Below are 13,600 nucleotides of genomic sequence, written 5' to 3' on the forward strand. Positions count from 1 at the left end.
CCTGCCGGCGGTCCGCCGGCAGCCCGGGCCGCGCCGCCGCGGCCCGGGCGCCACGACCGGCCGGCCGGGCGGAACCCGGCCCGTGCGAAGGACCGGGGGTCAGGCGTACGAGCGCAGCCAGCGCAGCTTGGCCGCCTCCTGGAACGGGCCGCCGCCCTCGTGGTCGTTGAAGTCGTAGACCTCGATCGCCTTGTCGTCGTGCGCCCAGGCGTTGAACGCCGCGAAGACGGTCGACGGCGGGCAGGTCTGGTCCTCCAGGGCCGCCGAGAACAGCGCCGGGGCCCGGCCGCGGGCGGCGAAGTGCACGCCGTCGAAGTAGGAGAGGGTGCGCAGGGCGTCGTCGGTGCGGCCGCGGTGGGTCTTGAGGTAGAGGCCGATCTCCCGGTAGGGGTGACGGTCCGTCAGCGTGGCCGCGCGCGGGAAGTCGCACAGGAACGGCACGTCCGGCGCGATCGCCGCGAGGTCCGGGACCAGGCCGCCCACCGCGATCGTGATCCCGCCGCCCTGGCTGCCGCCGACGGCGACGGTGCGGGCCGGGTCGGCCAGCGGGTGCGAGCGGGCCGCCTCGACGGCCCGCACCGCGTCCGTGAACACGCGGCGGTAGTAGTAGTTCTCGGGCGCGTCGATGCCGCGGGTCATGAATCCGGGGTAGGCGGGCGCGCCGCCCACGGGGTCCGCGGTCCCGCCTCCGGCGCCCCAGGCGCTGCCCTGTCCGCGGGTGTCCATGACGAAGTGCGCCCGGCCCGTGGACGCCCACAGCAGGTGCTCGTGGGGCAGGCCGCGGCCGCCGCCGTAGCCGATGAACTCGACCACCAGCGGCAGCGGCTCCTCGGCCCCGGCGGGCAGCGCCAGCCAGCCCTTGACGGGGTGACCGCCGAACCCGGCGAACGTCACGTCGTACACCCGCACCGTGGCCAGGCCCGTGTCGACCGGTTCGAAACGGGCGTCCAGGTCGTGCTCGCGGGCCTCCTGGAGGGTCTTGGACCAGAAGGCGTCGAAGTCCTCGGGCTCGGTGGAGGAACTGCGGTACGCGCGGAGTTCGTCGAGGGGAAGGTCGAACAGGGCCATGGGGAACCGCCTTCGTGAAGGGACAGTGCCGATGATCACACCGTACGCGGGTGGTCGGAGGACTCGCCAGGTCCGCACGGCGGTCCGGTCGCGCGGAAGGCCCCGTGGCCGGTGGTGAGCCGCTGGTCGGTGAGGTGGCAGCGTCACGAGGGGACGGCGGGCGGGAGGCGCCCGGCGGACGGTTCCCGGGGAGGTGGTCGGGTCACCGTGCGGGCGAGGCGGCCCCGTCCCCGGCGGCGCGTCGCCCACCGCGGCCCGGCACGGGCCCGCCCCCGCTCCGCCCGGCGAGCCGGCGCCGCGTGCGAGGAGCGCCACGACCGTCGCGCCGGAGCCGGGCGACCGGCCGCGCCGCCGCACGGGCGACCGGCCGCCGCGCCGGTCAGCCGAAGCGCTCGATGCGGATGCGGTCCACGGGCTGCCCGGCCGCCACCAGCAGCCGGGCGGCGTGTTCGGCGAAGGAGTTGGAGCCGCACACGTACGCCTCCCACCCGCCGGGCGGCGCCTCGGCCATGAGCGGCGCCACATGGGCGGCCGACAGCCGTCCCACCGGCACGCCCTCCGGCGCGCTCCGCGTGAACACCGGCGTCGTCTCCGCGCCCAGCTCCCGCGCGTAGAGGAGTTCTTCGGGACTGCGGGCGGACACCAGCAGCCGCAGCGGCACCGTGAGCCGCCGCGCCCGGTGGTACCGCACCATCGACATCAGCGGTACGACCCCGGAACCGGCGCCGATCAGCAGCGCGGGCCGGTCGCCCGGCCAGGCGAAGAAGCCGCTGAGCGGGCCCCGCACCTCGACCCGGTCGCCGGGCCGGGCCACCGTGTGGAACCAGCCGGAGACCTCGCCGTCCTCGACGTGGTCGAGGGTCAGCTCGAGGTGGCCGGAGTCGTCGGGCGCGGAGGCGATCGAGTAGTGCCGCTGGGCCACGTACCCGTCCTCGGCGGTCAGCCGCAGCAGCAGGTGCTGGCCGGGCAGGTGCCCCGGCCAGCCGGGCACGGCGAACCGGAAGGTGGCCGCGCGGGGGGTCTCACGGCGGATCCCGGTGAGGGTGGCGGTCCGCCACGTCCCGGCGGTCCCGCCGTTCACGGCGATGCGTCCGGGCACGGCGAACCGCGCCGGGGGAGGGGAGGCGTCAGTCACCGGAGTACCGCTGCTCCTCCCAGGGGTTGCCGCGGGCGTGGTAGCCGTTCCGCTCCCAGAAACCCGGCTCGTCGTGGTCGAGGAGGGTCAGGCCCGCGATCCACTTGGCGCTCTTCCAGAAGTACAGGTGCGGCACCAGCAGCCGCGCCGGGCCGCCGTGCTCGGGGGCGAGCGGCTCGCCGTCGTACTCCCAGGCGATCCAGGCGCGCCCGCCGGTCAGGTCGGCGAGCGGCAGGTTGGTGGTGTAGCCGGTGTGCGCGCGGGCGACGGCGTGGGTGGCGGACGGGTGCGGGCGGACCGCCTCCAGGAAGGCGTCCAGGGACACGCCCCCGAACCGCGTCCCGAACTTCGACCAGCCCGTCACGCAGTGGATGGCGCCCTCGTACGCCGTCGCCGGCAGCGCGTGGGCCTGCTCCCAGGTCCAGGTGCGGGCCTCCTCGACCAGGCCGTCGATGCGGAAGGTCCAGTCGGCGGGCGCCAGGTCGGGCGTGACCTCGGCGGACAGCACGGGCCAGTCGTCGCCCGCGTCGTACTGGCCGGGCGGCAGTCCGGGGTCGGGGGCACGGCGTCCGGTGAAACCTCGGGTGATGTTCATACGGGTGTTCGTTCTCCGGGTCGCGCGGCGAGCGGTGGTCCGCGGGACGGACGTGGACGATGCTTACGCATTCAACCGTACGTGCTCCGGGGCGGCCCCCTCCCGCCGGGTGGGAGCGTGATCGCCGGGGTGGACCGGGATCAGCGCGGTCTGCACCGGCCCCGCCTTCCGCGGCCGGGGCCCGGCCGCCCGGCTGATCGCCGCCGTCGCCCACGGCATCCGGGCCCGGGGCGAGACCCCGTTCCCGCACACCGGCGCCGACAGCACCGCGGCCATCCGCCGGTACGAGGCGCTCGGCTTCCGGCTGCGCCGCACCACGGCGTTCCTCACCGTCCGCGCCCCCGGGCGGCGCGGACGGGCGGGCCGCGCCGGCGCCGCACCGGGCGCGCTGACCGCGGGCGCCGCGGGCGGCCGTCCGCCGTCCGCCCTCAGCCGTCGACCGTCCCCGGCCACGCGTTGTACCGCCGCAGACAGGCGGCGAACCGCATCAGGTCCTCCTCCGGCCAGTCCGCCAGCCGCTCCCGGAAGGCCGCCCGGCGGCTCTCGGTGACCCGGGCCAGGACGCGGCGGCCGGAGTCCGTCAGGTCCAGGACCTGTACGCGGTGGTCGCCCGGGGCGAGGCGCCGTTCCACCAGGCCGGCGCGCTCCAGGGCGGCCACCTGGCGGCTGACGGTGGACTTGTCCAGGGCGTAGTGGGCGGCCAGGTCGGTGGCCCGGCAGCCGCCGCTCTCCTCCAGGTGCCCGAGCAGCGTGTACGACACCAGCGACAGTTCGGGGTGCATACGGCCCGCCGAGGCCCTGGCCCGCCGGGCGAAGACCGTCATCTCGCGCTGGATGGTCTCCACGGCCGAGTCCGCCGCGGAGCCGCCGGGGGCGGCAGGCGTCTCGCCGGACGCGTCGGCTGCTTCCACGGGACCTCCCTCGCACTTTCAGTTGCATACTACAACTGGATTCGGGGCGGGCCCGTCCCGGTCCGCGGCGCCGGGCGGGCGCGCGGGGGCGGGACCCGCCCGCGCGGGGGCGCCCGCCGCTGCCGGGGCGAAGGCGTCCGCGGGGACGGCCCGGGGCCGATCGTTTCGGATAGGGTGGCGGTCCGGCCGCGGACCGTCCCGGCCGTCGTACGGCGAGGAGGTGGGACCCATCACCGCTGTGTCGGCCCGGGTGCTCCCGTCCCAGGACCGCGCGGACCGCCGGTAGGCGACCGCGAGAGCGCCCTTCGTTCCCGAAAGGCCCCCGGCTCCATGCCACCTGCGTCTTCTCCGCCCCCGTCTCCCTCCGCGCCACCGCCGTCCGTGCCACCGCCGTCCCGCGCCCCGGTCGTCGCCGCGCTCCGCGCCGCCGGCTGCGTCTTCGCCGAGGACGAGGCGGAGTTGCTCCTGGCCGCCGCCCGCACCCCGGACGAGCTCACCGCCCTGGTGGACCGCCGCGTCACCGGCGAGCCCCTCGAACTCGTCCTCGGCTGGGCCGAGTTCCGGGGGCTGCGCATCGCCGTGGAACCCGGCGTCTTCGTACCCCGCCGCCGCACCGAGTTCCTCGTGGAACAGGCCCTCGCCCAGGCGCCCGGCGCGACCGTCGTCGTGGACCTGTGCTGCGGCTCGGGAGCCCTCGGCGCGGCCCTGGCCGACGCGCTCGGCCCGGTCGAGCTGCACGCCGCCGACATCGACCCGGCCGCGGTGCGCTGCGCCCGCCGCAACGTCGCCGCCGCCGGCGGCCGGGTGCACACGGGCGACCTGTTCGATGCGCTGCCCGGCGAGCTGCGCGGACGCGTCGGCGTCCTCGCGGCCAACGTGCCGTACGTCCCCACCGGCGAGGTCGGCCTGCTGCCCGCGGAGGCCCGGGAGCATGAGCCGCTGGTCGCCCTCGACGGCGGTGCGGACGGCCTCGACGTGCTGCGCCGGGTCGCCGCCGAGGCGCCCCGGTGGCTCGCGCCCGGCGGCTGCGTCCTGGTCGAGACGAGCGAACGCCAGGCGCCGGCGGCCGTCGACGCCTTCGCCCGCAGCGGCCTGACGACCCGTCTGGCCGTCTCCGAGGAGCTGTACGCCCACGTCGTGACCGGCGTCCGGCCGTAGCCCGGCGGCCCGGCCCGTCGACGCCGGTACGACGGGCCGGGGCGGCCCCCGCGCGCCCGGCCCGCCTACGCCGGTGCCGTCGCCCGCGCGATGAGCAGCGCCACGTCGTCGGCGTTGTCCGGCTCGTGCAGGGCGCGCAGCAGTGTGTCGCAGACCTCCTCCAGCGGGCGGTCCGGGCCGTCGAGCAGGGACAGCAGCCGGTCCAGCCGCTCGTCCAGCGAGTGCCGCCGCGTCTCGACCAGACCGTCGGTGTAGAACACCAGCCGGTCACCGGGCTCCAGGCCGACGGTGGTGGTGGAGAAGGAGACACCGCCCACGCCCAGCGGCACCCCCGTGGGCAGGTCGAGCAGTTCCGGGGGGTGCCCGGTGCGGACCCGCACCGGCGGCAGGTGCCCGGCGACGGCGATCCGGCACTGCCGCAGATGCGGGTCGTGGACGGCGTAGACGCAGGTGGCGATGGCCTGGTCCGGGCCCGTGGTGCCGCGGTCCAGATGCTCCAGCACCCGGGCCGGGTCCAGGTCCAGGGAGGCCAGGGTGTTCGTCGCCGTGCGCAGCCGGCCCATGGTCGCCGCCGCCGTGATGCCGCTGCCCATCACGTCGCCCACCACCAGCGCCGTCTTGCAGCCTTCCAGCGGGATCACGTCGAACCAGTCGCCGCCGATCTCGCTGGTGGCCTCCGCCGGCTGGTAGCGGGAGGCGACCTCCAGGCCGCCCGTCACCGACGGATGGCTGGGCAGCAGGCTGCGCTGCAGGGTGAGGGCGGTGTTGCGGGCGTTCTGGTACCAGCGGGCGTTGTCGATCTGCACGGCCGCGCGGGCGGCCAGCTCCCGGGCCAGCAGCAGGTCGTCCTCGCCGAACGGCAGCGGGTTGTGCGTCCGTTTCAGGTCGAGCGCGCCGAGCACCTCGCCGCGCGCGATCAGCGGTACGGCCAGGTAGGAGTGCAGGCCCGCCCGGCCCAGCAGCTCGGCCGCCAGCGGGGAGCGGGCGATGCGGAGCAGGTCGACGTCCTTCACCCGCGGCACCATCACCGGGCGGCCGGTGCGCACGCACTCGGTGACGAGACGGTCGGGCGCGTACCGGGCGACCTGGCCGGGCGGATCGGCCGCTCCCAGCGCCTCCGGGGAGTCGTACGCCCGGACGGCCAGGGAGCGGATCAGCGCGGGCTCGGCCGGGTCCAGACTGCTGCGGCGGCCCTTCACCACCGCGTCCAGCAGATCCACCGCCGCGACGTCGGCGAGCTCCGGCACCGCCACGTCGGTCAGCTCGCGGGCGGTGCGGTCCAGGTCCAGGGTGGTGCCGATGCGGGTCGAGGCGTCCGCGATGAGGGCCAGACGCCGGCGGGCGGTCTCCGCCTCGACGCCGGCCCGGTGCTGCTCGGTGACGTCCACGACCGACACGGCCACGCCCAGCACGTGGCCGAACGCGTCCTCCAGCCGGTAGAGCGAGACCGACCAGGTGTGGTCCTCCTGCGGATCGGCCGGTGTCCGGCCGGTCGTGGACCGGTCGACGAGCGGCCGGCCGGTCTCCAGGACCTGGCGCGCCGCGGACTCCAGCATGTCCGCGTCCAGCTGGGGCAGCACCTCGCGGACCGTGCGGCCGAGGTGCTCCTCGGCGGGGAGGCCGTCGATCCGCTCCAGCGCCGGGTTGACCGAGACGTACCGCAGCTCCGTGTCCAGGACGGCCAGCCCGATCGGCGACTGCGCGATGATCCGCGTCGACAGCGCCACGTCCCGCTCCACCCGGCGCACGGTCGACTGGTCCGCGCACAGGCCCAGCGCGTACACCTCGCCCCGGTCGTCCAGGAGCCGCATGTTGCGGAACTCCACCAGCCGCGTGGTGCCGTCCTTGCGCCGGACCGGGAAGGCCCCGGCCCAGCTCCGGCCGGTGTCCATGACCTCCGAGAACAGTTCGACGACCACGTCGAGGTGCTGTTCGTGGACCATGATCCGGGCGGCGTACTGCCCGAGCGCCTCCTGCGCGGTGTAGCCGAACAGCTCCTCGGCCTGCGGGCTCCACAGCACGATCCGCCCCCGGGTGTCCAGGACCACCGAGGCCACGCCCAGCACGTCGAGCAGCCCGCTCGGGCGCACCGGACCGCGGGGCGGCTCGTCGGCCCCGACCACGGGTGACCCGGCTGCACTCATCCCACGCCCTGCCTTCGCCGTCTCGCGCGGCACGCCCTTCCCGGTGCCGGCTCCCTGTCCCACCGCACACAGGGTCGATTCCCGGACGTCCCTGCTGATTCCTTCCATCTTCCTCCGTCCGCAGGACGCCCGCCGCCTCGCGGATGTTCACCGGGGCGGGGCGGAACGGACCCGGACCGTCCATGAATCTGATATGTACATGACTTCCTTGGCCCGTCACACTGTGCGCCGAGTGCGTCCCCCCACGAAGGAGCCGAACCATGCCCCTGCGCGCCCGGCGACGTCGTCACGCGGTCCTGGCCGGACTCGTCGCTCTCGCCACCGCCGCCGTCCTGTCGGCCGCCCCGCCGGCCTCGGTCGCCGACACCTGGACCGAGACGGGCTCCGACCGGGCCGACCCGCTGACCGAGGGCCAGGGACTGACCTCGGTCGAGGTCCCGGCCGGCAGCCCCAACCGGTACACCGGCATCGGCACCATCCCCATCGGCGTCAGCAGCCGCGGCTGGAACCACGTCGGTGACCCCGACGCCTCCTACGACGGCCACTACGTCGAGCCGTACCAGCGCGACGACGGCGCCGCCAAGATGTTCCGGGTGCAGGCGCCGGGCGGCGGCTGGTCGGAGTACGTCCACGCCCTCGGCGCAGGGGAGGCCCCGAACAACTCCTGGGTCGCGATCTCGCCGAACGGCCAGTGGATGCTGGCGGGCGAGTGGGGCACCATGAGCCGGCTGCTGGTCTTCCCCACCCCCGGCGTCAATCCGGGCACCTCGCCCGCGGCGAACCTCCCGCAGGTGTCCACGGTCGCCCTCGACCACCCCGTGCGCGACGTGCAGGGCTGCGACTTCACCGGCCCCACCCGGCTGCTGTGCTCCTCCGACGACCCGGCGGGCACCCTGTTCGGCGTCACCAAGCCGCTGCTCCAGATCGACCTGTCGGCCGAACCGGGCACGGCGGACGTGACCGGTCACGTCACCGCGCTGCGCCGGCTCCCGCTGCGCAGCGGCTGCTCGGGCACCTTCGAGACCGAGGGCGTCGACTACGACCGCCGCACCGGCACCCTGCGCGTGATCGTGCTGTCGCCCGGCTTCTGCCTGCTGACCGACAGCAAGACCTACCGCTTCACCCGGGGCTGAGCCACGGACCGCGCCACCCGCGCCGGCCGTGCGCCGGCGCGGGTGGTGCTTTTCCCGCGGCGGGGGTTTTCTTGGGGGTGGGGGTGCGGTTCGCGGACCTCGTCCGCGGCGCCGCAACGCGGCCACGAGAGGAGCGATCACGATGGACGGCGAGCGAACGCACCCGGAATCCGTCTCGGTCGAGATCAGCGGATGCGACAAGGACGACGCCCAGGTCGTGTTCGACACCCTGTGCGCGTGCTTCGCGTCCGACCGGTGCGCCGACGACGTGCCCCGGGAGTACCACGAGGCGCGTCCGACCGTGTGGCTCGGCACCTTCGACGTCGCCGACGCCCACCGGGGCGACTGCGGCCCCGCCCGGCTGAAGGGGTCCGTCACCGCCGACGCGCAGGGCGGCTACTGGGCGATCGAACGGCTCCGCGCCACGCTGGACGACCTGTTCACCGTGCGGGACCTGTCCGCCGCGTCCGGCGACCAGGAGCGGGACCTGCACGTACGGCTGGAGAGCCGGTGAGGTCTCCGGCGCCGGAGAGGACGGCCACGACCCGCCGGTAGGAGGTACGGGGCGGTGCGGGCGGGCCCCGCCCGCACCGCCCCGTACCTCCGGGCCGCGCTCGCGTCCCGCCGTGCCGCGCCCGGGGCCTCCGCGTGCCCCTGTGCCCTCCGCCACCTCTTTATGCAACTAGTTGCATAATTGGTCGGGGGTCCTCTACAACGGAGGACACCACCCCGCGCACGGAGGGCCCGATGAGCCGTTACCCCCACCTGCTGAGCCCGCTCGACCTGGGCTTCACCACCCTGCCCAACCGCGTCCTCATGGGCTCCATGCACGTCGGCCTGGAGGAGGCGGAGCGCGGCTTCGAGCGCATGGCCGCGTTCTACGCCGCCCGGGCCCGCGGGGGAGCGGGCCTGATCGTCACCGGCGGCATCGCGCCCAACGAGGAGGGGCGGCCCCACGAGGGCGGCGCCAAGCTCACCACCGAGGCGGAGGCCGAGCGGCACCGGACCGTCACCGGGGCCGTGCACCGCGAGGGCGGCCGGATCGCGCTGCAGATCCTGCACTTCGGCCGCTACGCCTCCCACCGGGACGTGGTGGCGCCCAGCCCGCTCCAGGCGCCGATCAGCCCCCACCCGCCCCGCGAGCTCACCGACGCCGAGGTCGAGCGGACCGTCGACGACTACGCCCGGACCGCCCGGCTCGCCCGGCGGGCCGGCTACGACGGCGTGGAGATCATGGGCTCCGAGGGCTACCTGATCAACGAGTTCACCGCCGCCCGCACCAACCACCGCACCGACCGCTGGGGCGGCTCGTACGAGAACCGCATGCGCTTCCCCGTCGAGATCGTCCGCCGGGTGCGCGAGGCGGTCGGCGAGGACTTCATCGTCGTCTACCGGCTGTCCATGCTGGACCTCGTGCCCGGCGGCTCCTCGCTGGACGAGGTGATCACGCTCGCCCGGGCGGTCGAGGCCGCCGGCGCGACGATCATCAACACCGGCATCGGCTGGCACGAGGCCCGCATCCCCACCGTCGCCACGTCCGTGCCGCGCGGCGCGTACACCTGGGTGACGAAGCGGCTGATGGGCGAGGTGACGGTGCCGCTCGTCACCACCAACCGCATCAACACCCCCGAACTCGCCGAGCGGTTGCTCGCCGAGGGCCACGCCGACCTGGTGTCCATGGCCCGGCCCCTGCTCGCCGACCCCGACTTCGTCGCCAAGGCCGCCGCCGGGCGCCCCGAGGCCATCAACACCTGCATCGGCTGCAACCAGGCCTGCCTGGACCACACCTTCAGCGGGCGGATCACCTCCTGCCTGGTCAACCCGCGCGCCTGCCACGAGACCGAGCTCGTGCTGTCCCCGGCCCGCACCCGCAAGCGGGTCGCCGTCGTCGGCGCGGGCCCGGCCGGGCTCGCCTGCGCGGTCACCGCGGCCGAACGCGGCCACGCGGTCACGCTGTTCGACGCCGCGCCCGAGATCGGCGGCCAGCTCAACGTCGCCCGCAGGATCCCCGGCAAGCAGGAGTTCGACGAGACGCTGCGCTACTTCCGCACCCGGCTCGACGAGCAGGGCGTGGACGTACGGCTGGGCGCCCCGGTCACCGCCGCGGACCTGGACGGCTACGACGAGGTCGTCGTGGCCACCGGCGTCACCCCGCGCGTCCCCGACATCCCCGGCGTCGACCACCCGAGCGTCCTCGGCTACCTCGACGTCCTGCGCGACGGCGCCCCCGTCGGCGACCGCGTCGCGATCCTCGGCGCGGGCGGCATCGGCTTCGACGTCGCCGCGTACCTCACCGACACCGGCGACAAGGCGCACGAGAACCCCGGGACGTACTTCCGGCGCTGGGGCGTCGACACCCGCTACCGCACCCCCGGCGGCCTCACCGCGCCCGAACGGCCCGCCCCGCCGCGCACCGTCCACCTGCTCCAGCGCAAGACGTCCAAGGTCGGTGCCGGCCTCGGCAGGACCACCGGCTGGATCCACCGCACCGAGCTCAGGCACCGCGGCGTGACCATGGTCCCGGGCGTGCGCTACGACCGGATCGACGACGCGGGGCTGCACCTCACGATCGGTGAGGAGAGCACGGTGCTGGAGGTCGACACGATCGTGCTGTGCACCGGGCAGGAGCCGCGCCGCGGCCTGTACGAGGACCTGGCCGCCGCCGGACGCGCCGCGCACCTGATCGGCGGCGCCGACGTGGCGGCCGAACTGGACGCCGAGCGGGCCGTCAGACAGGGCACGGAGCTGGCGGCGGCACTGTAGACCGGCCCGGGCGCGTCCTTAGGATGACCCCATGTCACTCCCGCACGCGATCCTCACCGCCCTGCTCGAGAAGCCGTCGTCGGGGCTGGAGCTGACCCGCCGGTTCGACCGGTCGATCGGCTACTTCTGGTCGGCGACGCACCAGCAGATCTATCGCGAGCTGGGAAAACTGGAGGCCGAGGGGTACATCCGCGCCCTGCCCGCCGAGCAGCCGGCCCGTGGGCAGAAGAAGAGCTACGAGGTCCTGCCGGCGGGCCGCGCCGAACTGGCCCGCTGGAGCGCCGAGTCCCAGGACCCCAAGCCCCTGCGGGACGCGCTGCTGCTGCGGCTGCGCGCCGCGGCCGTGGTCGGCACCGCGGGGCTGGAAGCCGATCTGCGGCGCCATCTGGAGCTGCACCAGCGGCAGTTGGCGGAGTACGAGGAGATCGAGAGGCGCGACTTCCCGCCCGGCAGGGACAGCCCCCAGGACCGGCTGAGGCACCTCGTCCTGCGGGCCGGCATCGATCTGGAGACCTTCTGGACGCAGTGGCTGCGGCACGCGCTCGCGGAGTTCGCCGAGCTGCCCGGCCGCGAGCCGGCCTGACACCGGCCGCCCGTCCGCGGCGCGGGGGCACCGGGACGGGCGGCGCCTGCCGGAGGCCGCCGCGGCCACGCACGGGCGCCGGAACCGGCGGGCCCGCGGCACGGTTCCGGAACCGGGTACGGCCGCGGAACCGGGGCGACGGCCCTCAGCACCGGTACGGCTTCGACCGGCGGCGCAGGAACCACGCCGCGGCGATGACGCCCGTCCCGACCAGGGCTCCGCCCGCCACGAGCGTGACGGTGCCGTAGTCCTCGACGGACCCGCCCGTTCCGCCCATGACACCGCGCGACGGCGACGCCGTGGCGGAGACCGTCGGCCTGGCCGTGGGGGTCGCCGTGGAGACGATGACGGTCTGGGTGCCCGCGGTGTTGCCGTTCGAGCACATGACGATGACCGTGTAGGTGCCCGGGCTGACGTTCGACCAGGCGGCGGACTGGGCCGCGCTGGTCCCCGACAGGGCCGCCTGGCGCCCCTGGGCGAAGTTCGCCTGGCCGCTGTTGAGCAGCGAGGCGGTGCCCCAGCTCCCGTTGATCTGGGTGCAGGCGCTCGTCGTCACCGAGACCGTGGATCCCGTGGTGCTCACGGAGATCCCCGTGGCGGCGGCGGCCGGCCCGGCGGCCAGGGCGAGCGGCAGCGCGGCGGCGGCTGCCGCGGTCAGGGCGGTGCGGAGGTGTGGCGATGAGTTGCGCATGTGGACTGTCCTCCGGCGGCACGGTTGGCGGTACATCCCTTGCGCCGCCGAGGATCGGGGAACGCCCGTGCTGCCTCGGGGTCAGCCAATGCGGCCCCGGCCCGGTCCGCATGCCGGATGCGGCCGGGCAGGTGACGCGCTGCGCCGTCCGGGGAATGCCCGGGGACGTCCGGTGCGCCTCCGCGGAACCCGGACGCTCACCGCCGTGCCCCGGTCGTCACCGTCCGCTCCGCCGAGAACCCGCCCCAGGTGCCGTCCGGCAGTCTGGCCCGCAGGCGCACCCGGTGCGTGACACCGGCGTCCGCTCCCGCGTAGAAGCTGTACGTCGCCCGGTCGCGCGGCGCGTTCCCGCCGTACACCAGTGACGTGGCGGGACGGCCGTCGAGGTGCACCTGGTACTCCGTGATCACCCCGTCCGTGCGGGGCGGGACCCAGCTGAGGTCGATGTAGTACGCCCCGTCGGCGTGGTGGCTCCCCGCCCGCAGCCCGGTGGGGGCGGTGGCGCGGCCGTCGTCGCCGCCCGGGGTGGTGAGGCGGACGGTGTCCCCGGCGGGGGAGAGGCGGCCGGCCGCGTCCCGGGCCCGGACGGTGAAGGCGTAGCGGGTGCCCGGCCGCAGGCCCGTGACCACGGCGGCCCGCTGGTTCCCGCCCACGCTGTGGACCTTGGCGCCGCCCTGGTAGACGTCGTAGGACACCACGCCCCGGTCGTCCGTCGAGGCGGACCAGGACAGCTGGACCGCCCGGCTGCCGGCCGCTCTGCCGCGCGTGGCCGGCGGGCGGGTCGGGGCCGAGCGGTCGGCCGGGGCCGCCGCGGGCGTCGTCGCCCGGACCCCGCGGCTGCGCGGCCCGAGCCGGCCCTCGGCGTCCCGCGCCCGCACGGTGAAGACGTAGGCGGTGGACGGCCGGAGCCCGGTGACGTCCGCCATGTGCTCCGCACCAGGGACGTCCCGCACCTTCGTGGCGCCGCGGTACACCGCGTAGCCCTCGGCACCGGCGATCGCGTTCCACATCACGTGCACGCTCGTCGCGCTTCCGGCCACGGCCGTGACGCCCGTCGGCACCGCCGGCGACCGGCCGTCCCCGCCGCTGTCCGCCGCCCCCCGGCCGCAGGCCGCGACCAGGGCGAGAGCGCCGCAGAGCACGGCGCAGCGGCGCAGGAGAGCGGGAACGGGAGCGGGAACGCTGGGCACGACGCTGCCTCCCCGGGACGACACGCCGAAAATGGTCCGGACCAATATGACGCCCTGGGTGCGACCGCATCAAGAGGGTGTCGTCGGTGACCGCCCGGAGGGGTTACGTATGCTGAAGTCCCTCACGGCTGAAGTCCCCACCACCGGTGAGGAGTTCATGCCCGCGGCGCGGACCGCTGTCGTCGCTGCTCCCGCGCCGGCGGGGGGCCGGGGCCCGTGCGCCCGTGCC

12 protein-coding genes and 1 pseudogene are annotated in these 13,600 nt (G+C 75.5%); 6 read left to right on the forward strand and 7 right to left on the reverse strand.

The window, feature by feature from the left end; all coding sequences use genetic code 11:
• Positions 1 to 99 precede the first annotated feature (99 nt).
• The 3 genes from ACIBAI_RS07750 to ACIBAI_RS07760 all read right to left on the reverse strand — a co-directional run bounded on the left by ACIBAI_RS07750 (position 100) and on the right by ACIBAI_RS07760 (position 2,798).
• Positions 100 to 1,068 carry an acetylxylan esterase gene (locus tag ACIBAI_RS07750; protein WP_399031897.1) on the reverse strand — a complete coding sequence of 323 codons (969 nt, stop codon included), beginning with the start codon at positions 1,066 to 1,068 and terminating at the stop codon, positions 100 to 102.
• 379 nt (positions 1,069 to 1,447) lie between these two features.
• Positions 1,448 to 2,167 (reverse strand): ferredoxin reductase, encoded by a 720-nt coding sequence (locus ACIBAI_RS07755; protein WP_399032214.1) that lies wholly within the window; start codon positions 2,165 to 2,167, stop codon positions 1,448 to 1,450.
• Positions 2,168 to 2,195: 28 nt separating this feature from the next.
• Entirely contained in the window at positions 2,196 to 2,798 is a 603-nt protein-coding gene (locus tag ACIBAI_RS07760; protein ID WP_399031899.1) for a sulfite oxidase-like oxidoreductase, read from the reverse strand.
• 124 nt (positions 2,799 to 2,922) lie between these two features.
• Between ACIBAI_RS07760 and ACIBAI_RS07765 the strand changes: the two are divergent.
• Positions 2,923 to 3,153: pseudogene (locus ACIBAI_RS07765) on the forward strand (GNAT family N-acetyltransferase); the annotation flags it as partial.
• Between the two features lie 73 nt (positions 3,154 to 3,226).
• Here the strand turns inward: ACIBAI_RS07765 and ACIBAI_RS07770 are convergent.
• Complete coding sequence (locus tag ACIBAI_RS07770) at positions 3,227 to 3,622, reverse strand: MarR family winged helix-turn-helix transcriptional regulator (RefSeq protein ID WP_399032216.1); 396 nt, start codon at positions 3,620 to 3,622, stop codon at positions 3,227 to 3,229.
• Positions 3,623 to 4,039: 417 nt separating this feature from the next.
• Here ACIBAI_RS07770 and ACIBAI_RS07775 point away from each other — a divergent pair, with 417 nt between their 5' ends.
• Positions 4,040 to 4,867, forward strand: coding sequence for a putative protein N(5)-glutamine methyltransferase (locus tag ACIBAI_RS07775; RefSeq protein WP_399031901.1), 828 nt, complete (start codon positions 4,040 to 4,042; stop codon positions 4,865 to 4,867).
• 65 nt (positions 4,868 to 4,932) lie between these two features.
• On the opposite strand, the gene ACIBAI_RS07780 is transcribed toward ACIBAI_RS07775, so the two are convergent.
• Complete coding sequence (locus ACIBAI_RS07780) at positions 4,933 to 7,011, reverse strand: SpoIIE family protein phosphatase (protein ID WP_399031903.1); 2,079 nt, start codon at positions 7,009 to 7,011, stop codon at positions 4,933 to 4,935.
• Between the two features lie 260 nt (positions 7,012 to 7,271).
• On the opposite strand from ACIBAI_RS07780, the gene ACIBAI_RS07785 reads away from it, so the two are divergent.
• The 4 genes from ACIBAI_RS07785 (at position 7,272) to ACIBAI_RS07800 (ending at position 11,490) form a co-directional block, all read left to right on the forward strand.
• The gene (locus ACIBAI_RS07785) at positions 7,272 to 8,144 is read left to right on the forward strand and encodes a hypothetical protein (RefSeq protein ID WP_399031905.1); all 873 of its coding nucleotides are present in this window, start codon (positions 7,272 to 7,274) and stop codon (positions 8,142 to 8,144) included.
• Between the two features lie 142 nt (positions 8,145 to 8,286).
• Positions 8,287 to 8,658 carry a hypothetical protein gene (locus ACIBAI_RS07790; protein WP_399031906.1) on the forward strand — a complete coding sequence of 124 codons (372 nt, stop codon included), beginning with the start codon at positions 8,287 to 8,289 and terminating at the stop codon, positions 8,656 to 8,658.
• A gap of 233 nt (positions 8,659 to 8,891) precedes the next feature.
• Positions 8,892 to 10,907, forward strand: coding sequence for an FAD-dependent oxidoreductase (locus ACIBAI_RS07795; RefSeq protein WP_399031908.1), 2,016 nt, complete (start codon positions 8,892 to 8,894; stop codon positions 10,905 to 10,907).
• Between the two features lie 31 nt (positions 10,908 to 10,938).
• Positions 10,939 to 11,490 carry a PadR family transcriptional regulator gene (locus ACIBAI_RS07800; RefSeq protein WP_399031909.1) on the forward strand — a complete coding sequence of 184 codons (552 nt, stop codon included), beginning with the start codon at positions 10,939 to 10,941 and terminating at the stop codon, positions 11,488 to 11,490.
• A gap of 145 nt (positions 11,491 to 11,635) precedes the next feature.
• Here ACIBAI_RS07800 and ACIBAI_RS07805 read toward each other — a convergent pair whose 3' ends face one another.
• Together ACIBAI_RS07805 and ACIBAI_RS07810 are read right to left on the reverse strand one after the other, a co-directional pair.
• Positions 11,636 to 12,181, reverse strand: coding sequence for a hypothetical protein (locus ACIBAI_RS07805; RefSeq protein ID WP_399031911.1), 546 nt, complete (start codon positions 12,179 to 12,181; stop codon positions 11,636 to 11,638).
• 197 nt (positions 12,182 to 12,378) lie between these two features.
• Positions 12,379 to 13,371: a fibronectin type III domain-containing protein gene (locus tag ACIBAI_RS07810; protein ID WP_399031913.1), complete on the reverse strand. Its 993-nt coding sequence runs from the start codon at positions 13,369 to 13,371 to the stop codon at positions 12,379 to 12,381.
• Positions 13,372 to 13,600 lie beyond the last annotated feature (229 nt).

The organism is Streptomyces sp. NPDC051041 (assembly GCF_044456065.1).
Taxonomy (GTDB): Bacteria; Actinomycetota; Actinomycetes; order Streptomycetales; family Streptomycetaceae; genus Streptomyces; species Streptomyces glaucus.

Bases quoted from the DNA above. Each gene is read 5' to 3' on its own strand.
- ACIBAI_RS07750 (WP_399031897.1), bottom strand. From the start codon at position 1,068: ATGGCCCTGTTCGACCTTCCCCTCGACGAACTCCGCGCGTACCGCAGT.
- ACIBAI_RS07785 (WP_399031905.1), top strand. From the start codon at position 7,272: ATGCCCCTGCGCGCCCGGCGACGTCGTCACGCGGTCCTGGCCGGACTC.
- ACIBAI_RS07805 (WP_399031911.1), bottom strand. From the start codon at position 12,181: ATGCGCAACTCATCGCCACACCTCCGCACCGCCCTGACCGCGGCAGCC.
- ACIBAI_RS07770 (WP_399032216.1), bottom strand. From the start codon at position 3,622: ATGACGGTCTTCGCCCGGCGGGCCAGGGCCTCGGCGGGCCGTATGCAC.
- ACIBAI_RS07800 (WP_399031909.1), top strand. From the start codon at position 10,939: ATGTCACTCCCGCACGCGATCCTCACCGCCCTGCTCGAGAAGCCGTCG.
- ACIBAI_RS07780 (WP_399031903.1), bottom strand. From the start codon at position 7,011: ATGAGTGCAGCCGGGTCACCCGTGGTCGGGGCCGACGAGCCGCCCCGC.
- ACIBAI_RS07795 (WP_399031908.1), top strand. From the start codon at position 8,892: ATGAGCCGTTACCCCCACCTGCTGAGCCCGCTCGACCTGGGCTTCACC.
- ACIBAI_RS07775 (WP_399031901.1), top strand. From the start codon at position 4,040: ATGCCACCTGCGTCTTCTCCGCCCCCGTCTCCCTCCGCGCCACCGCCG.
- ACIBAI_RS07790 (WP_399031906.1), top strand. From the start codon at position 8,287: ATGGACGGCGAGCGAACGCACCCGGAATCCGTCTCGGTCGAGATCAGC.
- ACIBAI_RS07760 (WP_399031899.1), bottom strand. From the start codon at position 2,798: ATGAACATCACCCGAGGTTTCACCGGACGCCGTGCCCCCGACCCCGGA.